Below are 21,215 nucleotides of genomic sequence, written 5' to 3'. Positions count from 1 at the left end.
AAGCCTCACAGCGCCGATGGTACTGCAGGGGGGACCCTGTGGGAGAGTAGGACGCCGCCGAACAATCATTGTGAAGAACCCCCGTCGGGAAACCGACGGGGGTTCTTTGCGTTCCGCCCCTTTTGTCACCCTGTGTGATTCTTGTCATGCGGGCCAGGGGGGGACCCGTTTCGGCTGGTGGGGTGGGTCGCAGTTAGCATGTGAACACCCTCCTAGCTCGAAAGATGGACTTGTGACTGTCAACGACGACGTGTTCACGGACTGGAAGAACCGCGAGGAGATCGCGGAGTCGATGATCCCGATCATCGGCCGACTGCACCGGGAGCGGGACGTCACTGTCCTGCTGTACAGCCGTTCCCTGGTGAACAAGTCGGTGGTCAGTATCCTGAAGACCCACCGGTTCGCCCGCCAGATCGCCGGCGAGGAGCTCTCGGTCACCGAGACGCTGCCCTTCCTGCAGGCACTGACCACCCTGGATCTCGGCCCTTCCCAGATCGACCTCGGCATGCTTGCCGCCACCTACCGCGCCGACAGCCGCGGTCTCTCGGTGGAGGAGTTCACGGCGGAGGCCGTCGCCGGCGCCACCGGTGCCAACAAGTTCGAGCGCCGCGAGTCGGGCCGTGACGTCGTGCTCTACGGCTTCGGCCGGATCGGCCGCCTGGTCGCCCGTCTGCTGATCGAGAAGGCCGGCTCCGGCAACGGCCTCCGGCTGCGGGCCATCGTCGTCCGCGGCGGTGGGGACCAGGACCTCGTGAAGCGCGCCTCGCTGCTTCGCCGTGACTCCATCCACGGGCAGTTCCAGGGCACGATCACGGTCGACGAGGCGAACAGCACGATCGTCGCCAACGGCACCGCGATCAAGGTCATCTACGCCAACGACCCGTCCGAGATCGACTACACGGTCCACGGCATCCGGGACGCCATCCTGATCGACAACACGGGCAAGTGGCGGGACCGCGAGGGCCTGTCGAACCACCTGCGCCCGGGCATCGAGAAGGTCGTCCTGACGGCCCCCGGCAAGGGCGACGTGCCCAACATCGTGCACGGCGTCAACCACGACACCATCAAGCCGGACGAGCAGATCCTCTCCTGCGCCTCCTGCACCACCAACGCGATCGTTCCGCCGCTGAAGGCGATGGACGACGAGTTCGGCGTGCTGCGCGGCCACGTGGAGACCGTCCACTCGTTCACCAACGACCAGAACCTCCTGGACAACTACCACAAGGCCGACCGTCGTGGCCGCTCGGCACCGCTGAACATGGTGATCACCGAGACCGGTGCCGCCTCGGCCGTCGCCAAGGCGCTGCCCGACCTCAAGGCCAAGATTACGGGCAGCTCGATCCGCGTCCCGGTGCCGGACGTCTCGATCGCCATCCTGAACCTCCAGCTGTCCCGCGAGACCGACCGCGACGAGGTGCTGGACTACCTCCGCAACGTCTCGCTGACCTCGTCGCTGAAGCGCCAGATCGACTTCACCACCGCCCCCGACGCGGTGTCGAACGACTTCATCGGCTCGCGCCACGCGTCGATCGTGGACGCGGGTGCCACCAAGGTCGAGGGCGACAACGCGATCCTCTACCTGTGGTACGACAACGAGTTCGGCTACTCCTGCCAGGTGATCCGGGTCGTCCAGCACGTCTCGGGCGTCGAGTACCCGACCTACCCCGTCCCGGCGGTCCCGTCGGTCTGACCGGGGTGGTCCGGAGGTCCGGACGGATCGGCGCCGGCGGCCCCTCGTAGGGGCGCGGGCATGAGGCGCGGACATGAACAGTGGGGGGGGGACCCCGGGTACGGTTTGCGCCCCCCCCGCGTTTCCGGGGGTGTGGGGGGGGGGGGGGGGGGGGGGGGGGGGGGGGGGGGGGGGCCGCCCCCGCCCCCCCCCCGGGGGCCCCCCCCCGGGGCCCCCCCCCCCCCCCCCCACTGGCGTTCCCGGGTGTCGGGAGGGTCGGGTGGAGCGGATGTTGGAGGAGTGTTAACGCCCGTGTGACCTGCTGCTTCTCGGGAGGGGGTGAGGTGGCCCCGAGGTGACGTCCGGCCGCCGGACGATGGAACCAATGGTCTATACCAATGCGGTACTGTGGCCATTGGAGCTGTCAGAAACACGGCTGTGGGGGCCATATGACTGTCCGACAAGTTACGTCCATTTCATCTATTTCATCCTCTTCCTCCTCTCCTCCGGCGCATCTGCCGCAACCGCCGGACGACCAGGAGCTCTACTGGTACTTCGGGCCGCAGCGGCGGTGGGTTCTGGTCGCCAGTTCGGCGGCGTTCGTCTTCACCGCCGGGACGATGTTCACGTTCGCGCTGCGGACGCCCGCGCTGTGGGTGTTCCTCGCCGTGCTGGGACTCAATGTCGTCGCGCTGGCGCTGTCCTCGGTCAACAGCCTTCGGCAGCGGCGGCTGACCCGGCAGTCCCACGAGGTGCTGGTGCACGCGTGGGCGCCGGAGGAACTGCCGACCGTCGACCTGTACCTGCCGACCTGCGGCGAGCCGCTGGACATCCTGGACAACGCCTACCGGGCGGTGTCGAAGGTCGACTGGCCCGGTGCGCTGACCGTCTGGGTGCTCGACGACGGCGACCGGACCGAGGTCGCCGACCTGGCGGCCGCGTACGGGTACCGGTACGTGGTGCGGCCCGACCGGGGGCACCTCAAGAAGGCCGGAAACCTCAACCACGCGCTCACGCTCAGCACCGGCGAGCTCATCGCCATCCTCGACGCGGACTTCGCGCCCCGGCCCGACTTCCTGCGCCACCTCGTCCCGTACTTCTCGGACCCGCGGATCGGCATCGTCCAGAGCCCGCAGTGCTTCGACACGGACGAGTCGATGAGCTGGATCGAGCGTGCCGCCGGTGCCGCGCAGGAGTGGTTCTTCCGCTGGATCCAGCCCTCCCGGGACGCCAGTGACGCCGCCATCTGCTGCGGCAGCAACGCCGTCTACCGGCGGGTCGCGGTCGACGCGGCCGGCGGTTTCGCCCGGCTCGACCACAGCGAGGACCTCTTCACCGGCCTCGGCCTGTACGCCAAGGGCTACCGGACGCTGTACGTCCCGGTGCTGGTGGCCAAGGGCACCTCGCCCGACAACCTCGCCTCGTACGTCAACCAGCAGTACCGCTGGGCGATGGGCAACCTGCACCTGCTCGGCTCGCCCGAGCTCAAGCGGATCGGTGCTCCCTGGCGGATGCGGCTCTGCTTCTACGAGGGCATCGTCGGCTACCTGGCCGCCGCCGTGAACATCTTCGTCGCGCCACTGCCGCCGCTGGTGATGATGTTCTGGTACCCGGAGCAGATCCGGCCCTGGCACGTGTTGCCGATGCTCGCGCCGCTCTGGCTCTGGCACGTGCTGCTGCCCAGGGTCAGCCGCACCCGCTGGCGGATCGAGGTGATCCGCTCCAACGTGCTGATGAGTGTCGCCGCCGGGGTCGCCTTCTGGCACACCCTGCGCGGGCGCAGCGCGGCCTGGGTGCCGACCGGCGCCGCCGGTGCGGCCGGTGCGGACACCGAGGGGTCCGGCGCGCCCGCGGCGCGGAGCAAGTCCCGCTCCGGCGGTATGGCGCGCAAGGTCGTGCTGGTCTCGCTGGCCTGGCTCTGCGGCTCGCTCGGAGCCGCCGCCGTCGGCCTCGGCCTGGCCGTCGCCCAGTACGGATGGGCCCCGAACTGGGGTCTCGGGCTCTACCTCGCGGTGCAGGCGCAGATCGGCCTGCCGCTGATCCGCGACCTCGTCGGCGAGGTGCGCGGCACCGCCCGCCGCGACGACGTCATCACCGGGTCGAAGGCGCCCCGGTCCGGCATGCTGCCCCGCCGCTGGCCGGAGGGGCTGGCCGCCACCGCCACGCTCGTGCTCACCGCGCTGCTCGCGTCCGGCTGGGTCCGTCCGATGCTGCCCTGGCTGGGTTGAAAGGTCGCCTTCGTCCATGTCGTCACCTCCCGAGTCCTCCTTGTCCGTACCGTCCTCCGCACCACCTTCTTCGTCACCACAGTCCGTGGTGACCGAGCTGGCGCCCGAGGCCTTCACCATCCCCGGCCCGCGGACCTCCGCCGGTCAGGCCGGTCGCGGCGGCCGCTTCGGCCGCGTCCTCTCCCGGGGTTCCGATGCCCCGGGCCGGGCGCGCCACTCGGCCGGGTTCCGTCCTGACATCGAGGGTCTGCGCGCACTCGCCGTGCTCGCCGTCCTCGCCTTCCACGCCGCCGTCCCCGGCCTGGCGGGGGGCTTCGTCGGCGTCGACGTGTTCCTCGTCGTCTCCGGCTACCTGATCACCGGCCTGCTGCTGCGCGAGGCCACCACCACCGGCCGGATCCGGCTCGGCGAGTTCTTCTCCCGCCGGGCCCGCCGGCTGCTGCCCTCGGCCGCGATCGTGCTCGGTACGATGGCGCTGTTCGGCGCCTGGCTGACGGTGCCGCTGCGCCGGGCCGACCTGGAGTACGACGTGCTCGCGGCCGCGTTCTCGGTCGGCAACTGGCGCTTCGTCGCCCAGCAGACCGACTACCTCGCCGCCGGGCGGGACGAGAGCCCGCTGCTGCACTTCTGGTCGCTCGCCGTGGAGGAGCAGTTCTACCTGGTGTGGGGCCCGCTGCTGGCCCTGACCGCCTACCTGGTGCTGCGGTTGGTGCGGCGCGGCCGGGCGGACGGGCGCGGGCGGGCACTGCGGCCGGTCGCGACGGCGCTCGCCGCCGTGCTGACCCTCGGCTCCTTCGCGCTCTCGCTGCACTGGACGCACGACAACGTCTCGCTCGCCTACCTCGGAACCCCCTCCAGGGTCTGGCAGTTCGGGGTCGGCGCGCTGCTGGCCCTGCTGCCCTGGCACCTGCTGCGCGGGCCGCGCCCGCTGCGGGCGGCAGTGGGCTGGGGCGGTGCGGCGGCCGTGGTCTGGTGCGTGCTGGCGTACGACAGCAGCACCCCGTACCCGGGCTGGGCGGCACTGGTGCCGACCCTGGGCACGGCGGCCGTCATCCTGGCCGGTACGCCGGGGCGGGAGGGGAGCGCGGCAGCCGGCTACGGTGTGGACCGCGTCCTCGGCCTGCGGGTCCCGCGCGCGATCGGGCGGCTCTCCTACAACCTCTACCTGTGGCACTGGCCGGTGCTGGTGCTCGTCGGCGCGAAGTTCGGCCCGCTGGACTGGCCGGTGAAGGTGGCGCTGACCGCCGCCGCGGCGCTGCCCGCCGCGGCCGTCATGCGGTGGGTCGAGCAGCCGCTGCGGCACAGCCGCACCGTCTCCGAACTCCCGCGCCGGGGGCTGTCCCTGGGGCTCGCCTCGGTGATCGTCCCGGTGGTGCTGGCGCTGGTCGTCGGCACCGGGACGCTCCGGCTGCTCGGCCCGGCGGCGCCGGTCGACCTCCAGGGGCTGCCGCCCGGTTCGCCGGACGGCACCTCGCTGCTGGTCCGCACCGCGGCCCCGGCCAAGGGCGGTCCGGCGGTGGTGCCGGACGCCGTCCAGGCGCGCAAGGACTTCCCGCCGGACGGCGAGTGCGAGGTCGACCCGGCGGCCACCACCAGCCCCGACTGCCGCTTCGGCGTGGTCGGCAGCCCGGACCGGATCGTGCTGCTCGGCGACTCGCACGCCGGTCAGTGGTTCTCCTCGCTGCTCGCCCTCGCGGCCGAACGGAGCTGGGAACTGGAGGAGTTGGTCAAGCAGGGCTGTCCGCTGCCGGAACTCTCGGTGGTGAACCCGCAGTTGGGCCGGACCTACCGGGAGTGCGACACCTGGCGGGCGAACGCCCTGACCCGGCTGGCCGAGGGGCCCAAGCCCCGGCTGATCGTGGTCTCCACCCTCAACCGGTACACCGACGACCGCGAGGCGGTGCTCCAGGGCTGGGCGAAGACGCTCACCCCGCTGCGGGAACTCGGCGTCCCGATCGTCTACTTGCGCGACACCCCGATTCCCGGCACGGACGTGCCGGCCTGCGTCTCCGGCCACACCGACGACCCGGCGGCCTGCGAGTTCCCGCGCGACAAGGCGCTCTGGGCCGACCCGCTCGCCGACGAGATCGCGGCCGGCCGGATGCCGGGTGTGCGCTCGGTGTCGGTCAACGACGTCATCTGCCCCGGCAACGGCCGGAGTTGCCCGGCCGTGCTGGAACGCATCCTGCTCTACCGCGACGACACGCACCTGACCAATGTCGCCGCCGTCGTTCTGACCCCGCGCCTGGAGCGGGTGCTGACGGACGCGGGCGCCCTGCCCCCGCGTGCCGGTGCCTCCGGTGTCGCTCCGGTGCCCGACGCGTCCGGCTGGACCCAGCTGCTGCGCGACGACTTCGACGGACCGGCCGGCAGCCGCCCGTCCGCCGCGAACTGGCAGTACGACCTCGGCACCTGCTACCCGGGCTGCCCGGCCGCGCAGTGGGGGACCGGCGAGATCGAGACCATGACCGACTCGACCGACAACGTCCGGCTCGACGGCCGGGGAGCGCTGGAGATCGTGCCCACCCGGGCCGCGGACGGCCGCTGGTCCTCCGGCCGGATCGAGTCCCGCCGCGCCGACCTGGCCCCGCCGCCCGGCGGTGTGCTGCGGATCGAGGCCGGGATCGCGCTGCCCGACGTCACCGGTCCGGCCGCCGCCGGCTACTGGCCCGCCTTCTGGACCCTGGGCGGCGAGCTGCGCAACGGGTACACCGGCTGGCCGGCCATCGGCGAGCTGGACATCATGGAGCAGGTCAACGGCCGGGACGCGGTCTTCGGCACGATGCACTGCGGCGTGCTGGACGGCGGCCCGTGCCAGGAGCCGCGCGGTCTCGGCTCCGGCGACCAGCCCTGCGGCGCCGAGTGCCGCACCGGCTTCCACCGCTACGCGGTCGAGGTCGACCTGAAGCCGGGCGCCGAGGAGGTCCGCTGGTACCTCGACGGCCGGGTGCACCACCGGGTCACGGCCGCGCAGATGGACCGCGCGACCTGGGACCGGGCCGTCGGCCGCGGTCTGTTCCTGATCCTCAACGTCGCCGTCGGCGGCAACCTCCCGGCGGCCTTCGGCGGCTCCGTCACCCCGGCCACCGAGCCGGGGCACCCGATGCGGGTGGACTACGTGTCGGTGGCCACGAAGCAGTAGCCGAGGCCGGGAACGAACAGGCCCCGGGCCGGGGAGCGCGCTGCTCCCCGGCCCGGGGCCTGCCGTCGTTCGCGCCCGTCGTTCGGGCCCGTCGGCCCCGGGTGCCGCCGACCGGCCGCTCCGGCCGCTCCGGCCGGTCGGGCCGGTCAGGCCGCAGCGGCGTCCGGCGGGAAGGCGACCGGGTAGGGCTCGGCGAAGTCGGCCGAGCGGGCGACCTCGCGCCACGCGGTGTCCTCGGCGAGGAGCCGGCGGTCCTGGGCGAGGGAGTACTCGACCGCGTTGACCCCGAGCGGCAGGTGGTCCGGGACGTCGTGGCGGTCGGCCATCCGGACCAGGATCCCGGCCGCGCGGACCGGGTCGCCCGCGGCGCCGTCGCCGCCCTGCCGCAGCCGGGCATTGACGGCGCCGACCGTCTCCTCGTAGGCGGCCGGGACGTCGTGGACGGTCATCGAGGAGCCGGCCCAGTCGGTGCGGAACCCGCTGGGTTCGACCACCAGGACCTTCACCCCGAACGGCGCGGTCTCGGCGCGCAGGACGCGGCTGAACCCGTCGATGGCGAACTTGGCGGCCTGGTAGGAGGCGATGCCGGGGGACCCGCCGACCCGTCCGCCGACGGAGGAGAACTGGATCACCAGCCCGCTCCGCTGCTCCCGGAGCAGCGGGACCGCGGCCTTGGTGACGTGGTAGACGCCCCAGAAGTTGGTCTCGAACTGGGCGCGGAAGTCGGCGTCCTCGGTGGTCTCGATCGGCGAGACGTTGGCGTAGCCGGCGTTGTTGACCAGCACGTCGATCCGGCCGAAGCGGGTGCGGGCCTCGGCGAGCGCCGCCCGGGCCGCCGCCGGGTCGGTGACGTCGAGGGCGATCGGGCGGACCCGGTCGTCGCCGAACTCCTCGACGAGGTCGGCGAGCTGTTCGGGGCGGCGGGCGGTGGCGGCCACCCGGTGGCCGGCCTCCAGGGCCGCGCGGGTGAGGGTGCGGCCGAAGCCGCGGGAGCTGCCGGTGATGAACCAGACCTTGCTGTCCTTGCTGTCCATGCCGTTAGTAAAACACCGTTGCGCTAATAGTGCAACGGCGTTGCGCTACGATGGGCGGGTGACTGCACCGGAGTTCCAGCGCGCCCGCTCTCCCGAGGCCAAGCGGCAGCGCGAGGCCGCGATCCTGGAGGCGGCCCGCGCCCTCGGTCGCGAGCGCGGCATCAGGGAGGTCTCGCTGACGGACATCGCCGCCGCGGTGGGGATGCACAAGTCCGCGCTGCTGCGCTACTTCGAGACGCGCGAGGAGATCTTCCTGCGCCTGACGGCGGAGGGCTGGGACGAGTGGTCCCGCGCGCTGTCCGCCCGCCTGCGCGACACCACCGACCCGGGCCCGGCCGCGGTGGCGCGGGCCTTCGCCGCCACCCTCGCCGCCCGCGGGCCGTTCTGCGACCTGCTCGCGCACGCCCCGCTCAACCTCGAGCGCAATGTCTCCCTCGACGCCGTCCGCGACTTCAAGCTCGCCACCCTCGCCGCCCGGGGGCCGATCACCGCGGCCGTCCGCGAGCTGCTGCCGGCCCTGGACGAGCAGGACGTCACCGACCTCGTCGCCACCGCCGTCTCGCTCGCCGGCGCGCTCTGGCAGATCGCCAACCCCGGCCCCGAGGTCGCCGCGCTCTACCGCGGCGACCCCCGTCTCGCCCACGCCGTCGTCGAGGTCGAACCCCGCCTGGCCCGCGTCCTGACCGCGACCGTCACGGGCCTGGTCGCGGCGGCGGACGAACCGGCAGGCTGACCGGGCGGCCGTTCCGGCGGCCAGGGCCGTGACGGCGCCCGGGGCCGGGGCGGGATCGGGTCCGGGCCGGGGGCGGCAGGACGACGGCAGGGTCCCGGCCCGGACGGTCGACTCACCGGAACGGGTGACGGTGCTGGGGCGTCCACCGGGGCGGCGGATCCGGGGCGGTGACGGTGTGTATAGGTGGCAGCCGGAGAACCGCGACGGAAGGACCGCCCCCATGGCTCAGTCACACGCCAGCCCCGCGCAGAGCGCCGACGAGGTCGTCGAGCGGATGCGGGCGATCGGGGCGCGGCTGGACCCGGCGGACGGGATCGCCTGCTTCAACCGGATGCACCTGAGGGTGGCGGCGCTGGTGGAGCGGCGGATCGCGGCCGGTGAGGTCCGGGACCCGGCGTTCGTCGAGCGGCTCGGGGTCCTGCTCGCCAACCAGTACTTCGACGTGCTGGACGCCGCGGAGGCGGAGCGGCCGGTCGGGGACGCCTGGCAGCCGCTGGTGGACGCCCGGCACGACCGGAGGGTGTGGCCGGTGCAGTTCGCGTTCGCCGGGACCAACGCCCACCTCTGCCACGACCTGCCGCTCGCCGTCGTCGAGACCTGCATCGAACGCCGCACCACCCCCGACACCCCGCCGGTGCAGGAGGACTACGCCGTGGTCGGCGAGCTGCTGGTGCGGGCCGAGGCGGAGGAGCGGGCCGGGTTCGAGCAGCGGATCGCCGGGGTCACCGCCGGGGCGGCCGAGCCGCTGCGCCACCTGGTGGGGGCGTTCTCGACCGCCCGGGCCAGGGAGGCCGCGTGGGCCGCCACCCTGTCGCTCTGGCACCAGCGCAACATCCGGCCGCTGTTCGACGCGACCCTCGCCGCCGTCACGGCGGGCACCGCGCTGGCCGGGCGGATGCTGGTCACCCCGGTCCCGGTGGCGGCACCGGAGCCGGTGCCGGGGCCGGCCGCGAGCCCGGTGGCGGACGCGGCCGAGGGTCCGGCCGGGCAGGGCTGACGGGAAGGGTCGAGGCCGGTCCGGCCGACGGGCCCGGTCGGCGGATCCCGGCGGGCGGTCGGTGCGGGCCCGGGGTGGAGTGGTGGGAGACCCGACCCCGGTGGGCGCCCCGGCCTGCCGAAGGACCCGCCGAAGGACCTGGAGAGGCCGCCGATGTCCCCCTCGCCCGCCCGGTACGACGACCTGACCGCCATGGTGATCAACTGCACGCTCAAGCGCTCGCCCGAGCGCAGCCACACCCAGGGGCTGATCGACGTCAGCACCGGGATCCTGGAGCGCCGTGGCGTGCGGGTGGACGTGGTCCGCGCGGTCGACCACGACCTCGCCACCGGGGTCTGGCCGGACATGACCGAGCACGGCTGGGAGACCGACGACTGGCCGGTGCTCTACAGCCGGGTGATGGCCGCCGACATCCTGGTGCTGGCCGGGCCGATCTGGCTCGGCGACAACTCCTCGGTGATGAAGCAGGTGATCGAGCGGCTGTACTCCTGCTCGTCGATCCTGAACGAGCACGGCCAGTACGCCTACTACGGCCGGGTCGGCGGCTGCCTGATCACCGGGAACGAGGACGGCGCCAAGCACTGCGCGATGAACGTGCTCTACAGCCTCCAGCACCTCGGGTACGTGATCCCGCCGCAGGCCGACGCGGGGTGGGTGGGCGAGGCCGGGCCGGGGCCGTCGTACCTGGACGCGGGGTCGGGCGGGCCGGAGAACGACTTCACCAACCGCAACGCCACCTTCATGACCTGGAACCTGCTCCACCTGGCCCGGATGATCAAGGACGCGGGCGGGATCCCGGCCCACGGCAACCAGCGTTCCGAGTGGGACGCGGGCTGCCGCTTCGACTTCGAGAACCCCGAGCACCGCTGACCGTGACCGGGCGGTCACCTGCCAGGAACGCAACGGCTCCCGGGCGTACGCTGATCTCATCGACCCCGTCAGTACCTCCGCGTGCAGGATCAGGGGGTGGGAACCGTGCCGGAACCCCACGGCGGACACACTCCGCCGCCGCCCGCCGCGCCCACTGTCGTCAGCTCCCGTGCCGGTGAGAAGGGCCTGAAGACCGGAGCCCTCGGCCTGGTCTCCTCGGTCGCCATCGGCATCGCCAGCACCGCCCCGGCCTACAGCCTGGCCGCGACGCTCGGCATCATCGTGGTCGGGGTCGGTCTGCAGGCGCCGATCATCACCGTCCTGGCCTTCATCCCGATGCTGCTGATCGCGTACGCCTACAAGGAGCTCAACGCCTCCGACCCGGACTGCGGCACCACCTTCACCTGGGGAGCGCGGGCCTTCGGGCCGCGCACGGGGTGGATGGGCGGCTGGGGCATCGTGATCGCGGACATCATCGTGATGGCGAACCTCGCCCAGATCGCTGGCGTCTACGGCTTCCGGCTGTTCGGCTTCGACGGGCTGGCCGAGAGCACCGCCTGGACCACGGTGGCCGGCGTGGTCTGGATCATCGTGATGACGGCGATCTGCTACGTGGGAATCGAGATCTCGGCCGCCCTGCAGCGCTGGTTGCTGTGCATCGAGGTCGTGATGCTGGTGCTGCTCTCGGTCACGGCCCTGGTCAAGGTGTACGGGGACCACCCGCCGGACACGGCGGTCCACATCAGCGGATCGTGGTTCAACCCGTTCGAGGTGTCCTCCACGACGGCCTTCACCGCGGGCATCCTGGCCGCCGTCTTCATCTACTGGGGCTGGGACACCGCCGTGTCCGTGAACGAGGAGACCGAGGACGCGGCGCGCACCCCGGGACGGGCCGCCGTCATCTCCACCGTCCTGCTGCTGCTCATCTACGCCCTGGTCTCCACCTCGGCGCAGGCCTTCGCGGGCATCGGGACGGAGGGCATCGGACTGGGCAACGAGAACAACGCCGGGGACGTGCTGTCCTCGCTCGGCGGCGCGGTGTTCGGCAGTGCGGGCCTCGGCTGGTTCCTGACCAAGCTCCTGATCTTCATGGTGCTCACCTCCTCCGCGGCCTCGACCCAGACCACCATCCTGCCGACCGCCAGGACCACCTTCTCGATGGCCGCGCACCGGGCCGTCCCGCGCCAGTTCGCCCGGGTGCACCCGCGCCACCGCACCCCGACCTGGTCCACGGTCGCGATGGGCCTGGCCTCGATCGCGTTCTACGTGCTGCTCACCGCGATCAGCGGGAACGTGCTCGCCGACTCGATCGCCTCGGTCGGCCTGGCCATCGCCTTCTACTACGGCCTGACCGGCTTCGCCTGCGTCTGGTACTACCGCAGGGTGCTCACCCGGAGTGTGCGGGACTTCGTCTTCAAGGGCCTGATGCCGCTGCTCGGCGGCCTGCTGCTGCTGTACTTCTTCTGCTACGGGGCCTTCGACGTCTACGCCGACCCGGACTACGGCTCCACCTCGATCGACCTGCCGCTGTTCGGGGAGACCGGCGGGGTGACCGTGATCGGCATCGGGGCGCTGCTGCTCGGCGTGGTGCTGATGCTGGTCCAGTGGGCGGTCGACGGCTCCTGGTTCCGGCACCCGGACGTGCCGGTGGAGGCGGCGGACCCGGCCGACGCCCCGCGGGGCTGAGGCCCCGGGCGCTCCCGGTCCCGGTCCGGGGGCACTCGGCGGGGCCGGTCCGAACCGATCATCGGATGCGCCGTTTCAAACGCAACACACGTGAACGTTCACCCTTTCGAGTGCACAGGATCATGCGAAGCGGCTCAGATCGTTCCGCCCCGCCTACGGTTGGCAACAAGCGAGACGGGGCCCACCGGATGTGGAGATCCCCTTCTTCGGACGAGGCGACGGCCCGTCATGACGTGTCCCCCTTCACAGAGGAAGGTTCTCCCATGCCCGTGGCCACGAGCAGCGAGACACCGCAGACGTCGCACCACCCGCACCCCGGCCGCAGGGCGGCGGTGCGGTCATGAGCGGTACGGCGCTGGAGCAGATCCTCCGCGGACCGAGCGGAATCGGTACTGCAGGGCTGAGGTTGACGCCACGTCAGCTTCCCCCCGAAGGGGCGGCCGAGGCCGGGGCGGCACCCGACGCGGCGGGCGCGGCCGACGAAACCGGCGCGGGACAGGCCGGTCCGAGGAGCGGGGACCCGATCCCGGGGCTGTACTTCCACCCGGTGGGCGAGCCGGACGCGGAGCGGGTCGCCGAGGTGAGCCGGCGGATCAAGCTGTGGGCCGAGGAGGAGGTCCAGCTCTACCCGCCGGACTACGCCGAGGAGTTCGACGGCTTCTCGGTCAGCCGCTACATGGTCGGCTGCCACCCCGACGCGCCCAGCGTCGACCACGTCATGATCGCCACCCGACTGATGGTCGCCGAGAACGCCGTCGACGACTACTACTGCGAGGACCACGGCGGTTCCCCGGTCGGCCTCGGCAGCCGGCTGCTGCTCGCCCACACCGCGCTCGACCCGCTGCACACCACCGCCGAGTACCAGGGCGCCTGGGCGGAGTCCCTGGCGGCCGACGCGCCCCGGCGCGCCTACCGCTCGGCGATGGACCACTTCGACCGCGGTGCCACCGCCGCCCAGTCGGACCGGTTCCGGCACGACATGGCGCGGCTGCACCTCGGCTACCTCGCCGAGGGCGCCTGGGCCCAGGAGGACCACGTGCCGGAGGTGTGGGAGTACCTGGCGATGCGCCAGTTCAACAACTTCCGCCCCTGCCCGACCATCACGGACACCGTCGGCGGTTACGAGCTGCCCGCCGACCTGCACGCCCGCCCCGCCATGCAACGGGTCATCGCGCTCGCCTCGAACGCCACCACCATCGTGAACGACCTGTACTCGTACACCAAGGAGCTGTCGAGTCCGGGCACCCACCTGAACCTGCCGGTGGTGATCTCCGAGCGCGAGGGGGTCAGCGACCGCGACGGCTACCTCAAGGCCGTCGAGGTGCACAACGAACTCATGCACGCCTTCGAGGCGGAGGCGGCCGCACTCGCCGCCACCTGCCCCGTCCCGGTGGTGGTGCGCTTCCTGCGCGGAGTCGCCGCGTGGGTCGACGGCAACCACAACTGGCATCAGACCAACACTTTCCGTTACAGCCTGCCCGACTTCTGGTAACCAAGGAGCTGAACCGTGTCCGTCACCGACACCACCCCCGTGAACCGCACCGCCGTCCCTGGTCCGGCCACCCCGTACCAGGGCGACATCGCCCGTTACTGGGACCACGAGGCCCGGCCGGTGAACCTCCGCCTCGGCGACGTCGACGGCCTCTACCACCACCACTACGGCATCGGCGCGGTCGACCACGCCGCGCTGGGCTCGCCGGACGACAGCGAGCGGGAGAAGAAGCTCGTCGCCGAGCTGCACCGGCTGGAGTCCGCCCAGACCGACGTACTGCTGGACAACCTCGGCGACATCCGCCCCGAGCACACCCTGGTCGACGCGGGCTGCGGCCGCGGCGGCTCGATGGTGATGGCCCACCAGCGCTTCGGCTGCAAGGTCGAGGGCGTCACGCTGTCCGCCAAGCAGGCCGAGTTCGGCAACCGGCGGGCCAAGGAGCTCGGCATCGACGGCTCGGTGCACGCCCAGGTCCGCAACATGCTGGACATGCCGTTCGCGTCCGGCAGCGTGCGGGCGTCCTGGAACAACGAGTCCAGCATGTACGTCGACCTGGAGGACCTGCTCGGCGAGCACTCCCGGATCCTGTCGGCCGGCGGCCGTTACGTCACCATCACCGGCTGCTGGAACCCGACCTACGGCCAGCCCTCGAAGTGGGTCTCCCAGATCAACGCCCACTTCGAGTGCAACATCCACTCCCGCCGCGAGTACTTCAAGGCGATGGCCGACAACCGCCTGGTGCCGAACGCGGTCATCGACCTCACCGCGGCCACCCTCCCGTACTGGGAGCTGCGCGCCACCGTGCCGTCGCTGGTGACCGGCATCGAGGAGGCGTTCATCAACTCCTACAAGGACGGCTCCTTCCAGTACCTGCTGATCGCCGCCGACCGGGTCTGACCCCGCGTCGCCGCACGGCGAGGACCCGGCCCGGCCGCACGGCGGCGGGCCGGGTCCCGTGCGTCCGGGGTCGTTCGGGGTCGTTCGGGCGAGCCCCGGGGAGCGACCGGGGTCGTTCGGCATCGTTCGGGGTCGTTCGGGGGAGTCCCTGAGAGCGCCCGGGGAACGTCCTGGCGCGTTCGGGAACAGGGCTGGTCGACGGGACGTCGGAGGCGCGTGATATGCAGTGCATCCGGGTGGCCACTGCGAGGCCATACGAACGAATCCGCCGACCGTCCCGGTCGACGAGGTCTCAGGGGGCCGCACCATGTCCTTTTTCCGACGCCGATCAGCCGATGACGCCCCGCCGGGGCCGGCCGGCCGTCGGAGCCGCGGCCTCGGGCGGAAGGCGCCGCGCGGCCTCACCCCGGTGCTCGACCTCTCGCACGGCGACGAGGAACTGCGCCGGCTGCGCGCCCTCGCCGACGCCGGCGACTGGAACGCGGTCGGCTCCGTTCTCACCGAGATCGAGGACGCAGCCGAACTGACCTGGCTGCTCCACCGGCTCTCCTCCGTCGAGGGCACCGAACGCTGGCTGGCCGCCGCCGTCGCCGAGCACCCCGAGGACACCCTGCTGCTGCTGTTCTCCGGCGCCCGGCACATCGCCTGGGGCTGGGAGGCCCGCACCGGTCAGCGCGCCCAGCAGGTCACCGAGGAGCAGTGGCGGCTCTTCCACGAGCGGCTCGGCACCGCCGAGGAACAGCTGCTCGAGGTGGCCGAGCGCGAACCGTCCTGGCTCGCCCCCTGGTTCTTCCTGCAGATCGGCGCCCGCGGTGCCTCGCTCGGCCGCGGCATCGCCACCGCGCGCTTCGACGCCGCGCTGCGCCGCGACCCGGAGCACCTCGCCTCCCACCAGCAGCGGTTGCAGCAGCTCTGCGCCAAGTGGGGCGGATCGCACGAGGAGATGCACGCCTTCGCCCGCCGGGCGATGCTCGACGCCCCCGAGGGCAGCCCGCTCGGCGAGATCGTCGCCCTCGCGCACCTGGAGCACTGGCTCGACCTTCCCGGGGGCGAGGACCACGCCTACCTGACCGATCCGGCCGTCCGGGCCGCGCTGCGCGAGGCGGCACTGCGCTCCGTGCTGCACCCCGCCTACCGGCGCCGACGCGACTGGCGGGCCACCCACAACGTCTTCGCGATGGTCCTCTCGCTCGCCGACGAGCGCGAACTCGCCCACGCGGTGTTCGCCACCCTCGACGACGTCGTCACCGACTGGCCCTGGTACTACCTGGGCGGCGACGAGGCCGAGAACTTCCGCACCCACCGCGACCGCTGCGCACCCTAGGGGTCCGGCCGGCCTCCGGTCCCGGCCTCCCGGTCCCGCGGCGCCCGGTCCCCGCGACCCGGCCGCGGCTGCCGCCGGGAGCCGTCGTGCCGCCCCTCCCCATGCCCGAACCGCCCTTGCGATCGAAAGAGCCACCGGTGTCCCCATCCGAGAACCCGACGAGCGCGCACACCTTCCAGGTCGACCTGCGCGGCCTGGTCGACCTGCTCTCCCACCACCTCTACTCCAGCCCCCGCGTCTATCTGCGCGAACTCCTGCAGAATGCGGTCGACGCCATCTCCGCCCGGCAGGCCCTCGACCCGTCGGCGCCCGCCGCGATCACCGTCCGCACCGACCACGGGCTGACCGTCACGGACACCGGCATCGGCCTGACCGAGCAGGACGTCCACACCTTCCTCGCCACCATCGGCCGCAGCTCCAAGCGCGACGCCGACGGCCGCCTCGACGGTGACGGACTCGCCCGCGCCCGGGGCGACTTCATCGGCCAGTTCGGCATCGGCCTGCTGGCCTGCTTCGTCGTCGCCGACGAGATCACCGTCGTCACCCGCTCCGCCGCCACCCCCGACGCCCCCGTCATCGAGTGGCGCGGCGGTTCGGACGGCCGCTACACCATCCGCACCCTGCCGGCCGAGGCCAAGCCCGAGCCGGGCACCACCGTCCGGCTCGCCCCGCGCGCCGACGCCGCCGAGTGGACCCGCACCGACCGGGTGGTCTCGCTGGCCCGCGACTTCGGCAGCCTGCTGCGCCACGAGGTCACCGTGGTCGACGGCCGGGGCGGGACCACCAGGATCAACCACACCCCGCCGTGGGCCGAGCGGCACGGCTCCCCGCTGGCCCGCCGCGAGGCGCTGGCCGCGTACTGCCGCTCGACCTTCGACTTCACCCCGCTCGACACCATCGAGCTGGACCTGCCGCTGGTCGGCCTGCGCGGTGTCGCCTATGTGCTGCCCGACGCCGTCCCGCCGTCCCGCCGGGCCGGCCACCGGGTCCACCTCAAGGGCATGCTGCTCTCCGACCACGCCGACGAACTCCTGCCCGACTGGGCGTTCTTCGTCCGGTGCGTGGTCGACACCGACGGCCTGCGGCCGACCGCCTCCCGCGAGGGCCTGTACGCCGACGAGATGCTCGCCGCCGTCCGCGACGCGCTCGGGGCCCGGATCCGCGACTGGCTCACCGGCCTGTCCGCCAGCGACCCGGCGCTGCTGCACCGCTTCATCTCGGTGCACCACCTGGCCGTCAAGGAACTCGCGCGCTACGACGACGAGTTGCTGCGGATGCTGCTGCCCTGGCTGCCGTTCGAGACCACCGACGGCAATGTCACCCTGGACGAGTTCGCCCGCACCCACCCGGTCGTCCTGGTCACCCGTACCGTCGAGGAGTTCCGCCAGGTCGCCCCGATCGCCGGCGCCGCCGGGCTCGGTGTCGTCAACGGCGGCTACACCTACGACCGCGACCTCGTCCACCGGCTGCCCGAGATCCGGCCCGGCACCTCCGTCGCCGACCTCGATCCCAGCACCGTCACCGCGCACCTGGACACCGTCGACCCGGCCGCCGAACTCGCCGCCTCGGCCTTCCTCGCCGTGGCCCGCGAGGTGGTCGGCCGGTTCGACTGCGACGTCGCCCTGCGCAGTTTCCACCCGACCAGCGCGCCCGCGCTGCTGCTCGACAACCGGGAGGCCAGGCACGAGCGAGGTCGCGCACAACTCGCCGAGGAGGCCGACGGGTTGTGGGCCGACATCCTCGGCTCGCTGCGCGCCGAGGTGCCCCGGGCGCAGCTGGTCCTCAACCACCTCAACCCGCTGGTGCGCCGGGCCGCCTCGATCGTGGACCGCGAACTCGCCGTCACCGCCGTCGAGACGCTCTACGGGCAGGCCGTGCTGCTCACCCGCCGACCGCTCACCTCCAGCGAGAGCGCCCTGCTCAACCGCTCGTTCATCAGCCTGCTGGACCACGCGATGCTCGGCCACGAGGCCGCCGCTCGGTCCGGCGGGAGCGGCGGGAGTGGTGGGAGCAGCGGGGGCGGCGGGGGTGCGCTGGGCCCGCAGGACCCGCACGGCCGGCAGGAGGAGGCGTGATGCTGGACACCATCGACGCGGTGATGGCCGCGCTGCGCGACAACGACGCTCGCCCCTACGGCCGGCAGCGGACCGTCACGGCCGAGGAACTCGTCGACGCCGCCTGCCAGTTCGACGACACCGCGGTGCGCGCCATGGCCCTGCTGGAACTCATGGAGGCCTACGAGTACGACGGCGAGCGGACCAAGGCCCCGGTCGTCTTCGCCCGCGTCCTCAAGCTCTGGGACACCGACCCGGACAGCTTCGGCGAGTGGGCGACGCAGCAGGTGTTCTGGCGCTTCAAGTGGGTCGCCACCTCGCTGCTCGGCACCCCCGACGTACCGCTCGCCTCGGTCCGTCGCTGGCACGGCGAGATGCGCGACCGCTACCGCGCCGCCGGCCACGGCCTCCAGCCCTACTACGCCCAGCGCTTCCACCTCGCCGCCCACATCGGCGAGGACGTCCAGGACGCCTACGAGCTGTGGGCGGCCCGGCCGCGCACCGAGCTGAGCGACTGCCACGCCTGCGAGGTCCGCGCCGCGGCCACCCACCTGGTGCGCCAGGGCGACGACGCGGCCGCGCTGGAGGCCTGGCGGCCGGTGCTCAGCGGTGAGAGCACCTGCGCGGAGGAGCCCCACGTCAGCCACGCCCAGGCGCTGCTTCCGCTGCTGCGCCAGGGCCGGCTGGACGAGGCCCGCTCCAGCCACCTGGTCGGCTACCGCTTCGCGCGCGGCAAGAGCGGTCTGGTCCGCTCGGTCGGCCAGCACATCGAGTTCTGCGCGTTGTCCGGCAACGAGCCGCGCGGGCTGGAGATCCTGGCCGAGAACCGCGACCTGTTCGGCGTCACCGGCGATCCGAGCGGCCGGCTGGACTTCCTCACCGGCGTCGAGGTGCTGATCGCCGGCCTGGAGCGGGCCGGGCACGGCGCGCTCACCGTCAGCGGTCCGCCCGGCCGGAGCTGGACGGTCGACACCCTGCTCGCCCATCTGCGCACCGAGGCCGACGCGCTGGCCGCCCGTTTCGACGCCCGCAACGGCACCGGGGCGGTGGGCTCCCGCCGCCGCGACCGGCTCGCCCGTCGGCCGCTGCTCGCCGAGCCGCTGGCGCTCGGCGTGCGGGCCCCGGCCGCGCCGGAACTGGCCGCCGTCCCGATGGTGCCGGCGGTGCCGGTCCGGGAGGTGGAGCCGGAGCCGGAGGACTTCGCCGCACTGGTGCTCCGCGCCCGGGAGCTGCAACTGCTCGGGCACCCCGACGCGGACCGGCTATGGCGGCGGATCGACGAGCGGTTCACCGCCGAGGGCGAGGCCGCGGTCACGGGCGCGGCCGACGCGGACCGCCTGGGTACGGTCGGCCGGCTGCGCGCCGAACTCGCCGAGCGGCGGGCGCACGCGGCGCTCGACCGGGAGGACTGGGAGGAGGGCGCCGCCGAACTGCGGGGCGCCGGTGACCTCTTCGACCGGGAGGGGCTGGCCGGGCGGGCCCTGGCGGCCCGGACCCGGGCCCTGGTCGCCGTCCTCGTCGGGGACGGTTCCGGGGACGGCTCCGGGAACGAGGCCGGGAACGAGGCCGGGGGTGACTCCGGCAACGAGGCCGGGGGTGACTCCGGCAACGAGGCCGAGGGTGCCGGCGCCTCGGGGCCCGCCCCGGCCGTGGACTGGGCGGCCCTGGACGCCGCACTGGCCCGGGCCGAGGAGCTGGCCGCCGCGCCCGGCGGCCCCGCCCTCAGCGACGACGACTACCTGGTCGTCCTCCAGTGCCGCGCCTACGCCGCGCACCACGAACTCGTCCTGGCGCTGCCCGAGCCGCCCGAGGAGCCGCCCGCCGAGCAGGCCGGGCGCTTCGCCCTCACCGTCACCGCCTACCGCGAGGCGGCCGCCACCCGGGGCTCCGTGCGCCGGCTGACGGTGGCCCGCCAGTACGCCGCCGACGTCGCCGCCCGGCAGGGCCGGATCGTCGAGGCGGCCGAGGAACTGCGCACCGTCATAGCCGAGTTGGAGCAGGCCGGGCAGCCCTGGCACACGCCCCGCGCGTACGGCCTGCTGGGGCAGGCGCTGCTGCAGAACGGCGAGCAGGCCGAGGCCGTCGAGGTGCTCCACCGGGCCCTGGCCGCGGCCGCCCGCTGGGCCGACGAGTCCTACCCGTTCGCCGCCACCTACCTGATGGTGGGACACGCCAGCGCCCATCTCGGGGACACCGGTGCCGCGATCCGGGCGCTCTCCGAGGCCGCCGGACGCTTCGACCGCAAGGGCCCGGCGGCCGCGGGTGACGCCGCCAGGACCAGGCTGCAGCTCGCCGACCTGCTGACCGCCGCCGACCGGACCGCCGACGCGGTGGCCGTCCTGGAGTCGGTGCTGGCCGACGCGGCCGCCGCCGGACCGGACGACCGGCTGTTCGCCCAGGCCAGGCTGGACCTGGCGCGCGGTCTGTACACGCTGGACGAGTACCGGGACTCCGCCGAGGAGTACCTGCGGCTGGCCGCTCTGCTGGAAGGCTGGACCGAGGACCTGCATCTGCGCACCATGGTCGCCGCGGAGGCGGCCGTCGCCCTCGCCCTCGCCGACCGCTGGGAGGCCGCGCACGCCGCGAGGTCCCGGGCGCTCGCCGCACAGGAGCAGTGGCCGCAGACCGGTCCCGTCTCCGCGATGCTGCGGCAGTTCGCCCGGCTCGTCGTGCAGCGGGAGGGGGCGGACGGGCTGGAGCAGGCACTGGCCCGGCTGGCCGAGGCGGACGCCGTGCGCGAGCGGGCCGAGCGGGCGGAGCCCGAGGCGGACGCCTGGTACCTGCGGGCGTCCGTCCACTACGAGCGGGCCCGCGCCCTGGCGGTGGCGGACCGCTACGAGGAGGCGCTGACCGAGGCGGACCGCGCGATCACCGCCTACGAGGCGGGCGGCGAGCGGGCCGAGACCCCGCGCGCCGAGGCGGTCCGGCTGGCCGCGCTGATCGAGGGCACCGACCTCGGTCGGCGCACGGCGGCCCGGGCGCGGCTCGCGGCCGCCGTCGAGCGCTGCCGCGGGTACGGGCTGGAGGACGCCGCCGAGATCCTGGCGAACCTGCGCGAGCGGCTGGCGGACTGACGGGCCGTCGGGCGA

At 73.2% G+C, this 21,215-nt stretch carries 12 protein-coding genes and 1 pseudogene; 12 read left to right on the top strand and 1 reads right to left on the bottom strand.

Going from position 1 to position 21,215, the window contains the following annotated elements:
- Positions 1 to 232: 232 nt before the first annotated feature.
- The 3 genes from ACIPYS_RS28035 (at position 233) to ACIPYS_RS28025 (ending at position 7,039) form a co-directional block, all read left to right on the top strand.
- The gene (locus tag ACIPYS_RS28035; protein ID WP_400751048.1) at positions 233 to 1,690 is read left to right on the top strand and encodes a glyceraldehyde-3-phosphate dehydrogenase; all 1,458 of its coding nucleotides are present in this window, start codon (positions 233 to 235) and stop codon (positions 1,688 to 1,690) included.
- 428 nt (positions 1,691 to 2,118) lie between these two features.
- Entirely contained in the window at positions 2,119 to 3,897 is a 1,779-nt protein-coding gene (locus tag ACIPYS_RS28030; protein WP_400751045.1) for a glycosyltransferase family 2 protein, read from the top strand.
- Positions 3,898 to 3,913: 16 nt separating this feature from the next.
- The gene (locus ACIPYS_RS28025; protein WP_400751042.1) at positions 3,914 to 7,039 is read left to right on the top strand and encodes an acyltransferase family protein; all 3,126 of its coding nucleotides are present in this window, start codon (positions 3,914 to 3,916) and stop codon (positions 7,037 to 7,039) included.
- 146 nt (positions 7,040 to 7,185) lie between these two features.
- Here the strand turns inward: ACIPYS_RS28025 and ACIPYS_RS28020 are convergent, their stop codons facing one another.
- The gene (locus tag ACIPYS_RS28020) at positions 7,186 to 8,073 is read right to left on the bottom strand and encodes an SDR family NAD(P)-dependent oxidoreductase (RefSeq protein WP_400751039.1); all 888 of its coding nucleotides are present in this window, start codon (positions 8,071 to 8,073) and stop codon (positions 7,186 to 7,188) included.
- 58 nt (positions 8,074 to 8,131) lie between these two features.
- Between ACIPYS_RS28020 and ACIPYS_RS28015 the strand changes: the two genes are divergently transcribed.
- The 9 genes and pseudogenes from ACIPYS_RS28015 to ACIPYS_RS27975 all read left to right on the top strand — a co-directional run bounded on the left by ACIPYS_RS28015 (position 8,132) and on the right by ACIPYS_RS27975 (position 21,200).
- The gene (locus ACIPYS_RS28015; protein ID WP_400751036.1) at positions 8,132 to 8,806 is read left to right on the top strand and encodes a TetR/AcrR family transcriptional regulator; all 675 of its coding nucleotides are present in this window, start codon (positions 8,132 to 8,134) and stop codon (positions 8,804 to 8,806) included.
- A 220-nt stretch (positions 8,807 to 9,026) separates the two neighbouring features.
- A complete protein-coding gene (locus ACIPYS_RS28010) occupies positions 9,027 to 9,803 on the top strand; it encodes a DUF5995 family protein (RefSeq protein WP_400751033.1) in 777 nt (258 codons plus the stop codon).
- A gap of 153 nt (positions 9,804 to 9,956) precedes the next feature.
- Entirely contained in the window at positions 9,957 to 10,673 is a 717-nt protein-coding gene (locus tag ACIPYS_RS28005; protein ID WP_093859860.1) for a flavodoxin family protein, read from the top strand.
- A 105-nt stretch (positions 10,674 to 10,778) separates the two neighbouring features.
- Positions 10,779 to 12,359 carry an APC family permease gene (locus ACIPYS_RS28000; RefSeq protein ID WP_400751029.1) on the top strand — a complete coding sequence of 527 codons (1,581 nt, stop codon included), beginning with the start codon at positions 10,779 to 10,781 and terminating at the stop codon, positions 12,357 to 12,359.
- Between the two features lie 307 nt (positions 12,360 to 12,666).
- Positions 12,667 to 13,851, top strand: a pseudogene (locus ACIPYS_RS27995) (family 2 encapsulin nanocompartment cargo protein terpene cyclase); the annotation flags it as partial.
- Between the two features lie 15 nt (positions 13,852 to 13,866).
- Positions 13,867 to 14,748, top strand: a complete 882-nt coding sequence (locus tag ACIPYS_RS27990) for a geranyl diphosphate 2-C-methyltransferase (protein ID WP_093859859.1) — start codon at positions 13,867 to 13,869, stop codon at positions 14,746 to 14,748.
- A gap of 409 nt (positions 14,749 to 15,157) precedes the next feature.
- Positions 15,158 to 16,072: a hypothetical protein gene (locus ACIPYS_RS27985; RefSeq protein ID WP_400751026.1), complete on the top strand. Its 915-nt coding sequence runs from the start codon at positions 15,158 to 15,160 to the stop codon at positions 16,070 to 16,072.
- 101 nt (positions 16,073 to 16,173) lie between these two features.
- Positions 16,174 to 18,147, top strand: a complete 1,974-nt coding sequence (locus ACIPYS_RS27980; RefSeq protein WP_400751063.1) for an HSP90 family protein — start codon at positions 16,174 to 16,176, stop codon at positions 18,145 to 18,147.
- The gene (locus ACIPYS_RS27975) at positions 18,147 to 21,200 is read left to right on the top strand and encodes a hypothetical protein (protein ID WP_400751023.1); all 3,054 of its coding nucleotides are present in this window, start codon (positions 18,147 to 18,149) and stop codon (positions 21,198 to 21,200) included. The genes ACIPYS_RS27980 and ACIPYS_RS27975 overlap by 1 nt, the downstream gene beginning before the upstream one ends.
- Positions 21,201 to 21,215: the final 15 nt, after the last annotated feature.

Origin of the sequence: Kitasatospora sp. NPDC089913 (assembly GCF_044748625.1) — a bacterium.
Classification (GTDB): domain Bacteria; phylum Actinomycetota; class Actinomycetes; order Streptomycetales; family Streptomycetaceae; genus Kitasatospora.
The sequence above is the reverse complement of the archived record's forward strand: the minus strand, read 5'-3'. Positions and strand labels throughout refer to the sequence as shown.

Coding starts and splice junctions, on each gene's coding strand:
- ACIPYS_RS28030 (WP_400751045.1), top strand. CDS start 2,119: ATGACTGTCCGACAAGTTACGTCCATTTCATCTATTTCATCCTCTTCC.
- ACIPYS_RS28025 (WP_400751042.1), top strand. CDS start 3,914: ATGTCGTCACCTCCCGAGTCCTCCTTGTCCGTACCGTCCTCCGCACCA.
- ACIPYS_RS28020 (WP_400751039.1), bottom strand. CDS start 8,073: ATGGACAGCAAGGACAGCAAGGTCTGGTTCATCACCGGCAGCTCCCGC.
- ACIPYS_RS28010 (WP_400751033.1), top strand. CDS start 9,027: ATGGCTCAGTCACACGCCAGCCCCGCGCAGAGCGCCGACGAGGTCGTC.
- ACIPYS_RS28005 (WP_093859860.1), top strand. CDS start 9,957: ATGTCCCCCTCGCCCGCCCGGTACGACGACCTGACCGCCATGGTGATC.
- ACIPYS_RS27980 (WP_400751063.1), top strand. CDS start 16,174: ATGCCCGAACCGCCCTTGCGATCGAAAGAGCCACCGGTGTCCCCATCC.
- ACIPYS_RS27975 (WP_400751023.1), top strand. CDS start 18,147: ATGCTGGACACCATCGACGCGGTGATGGCCGCGCTGCGCGACAACGAC.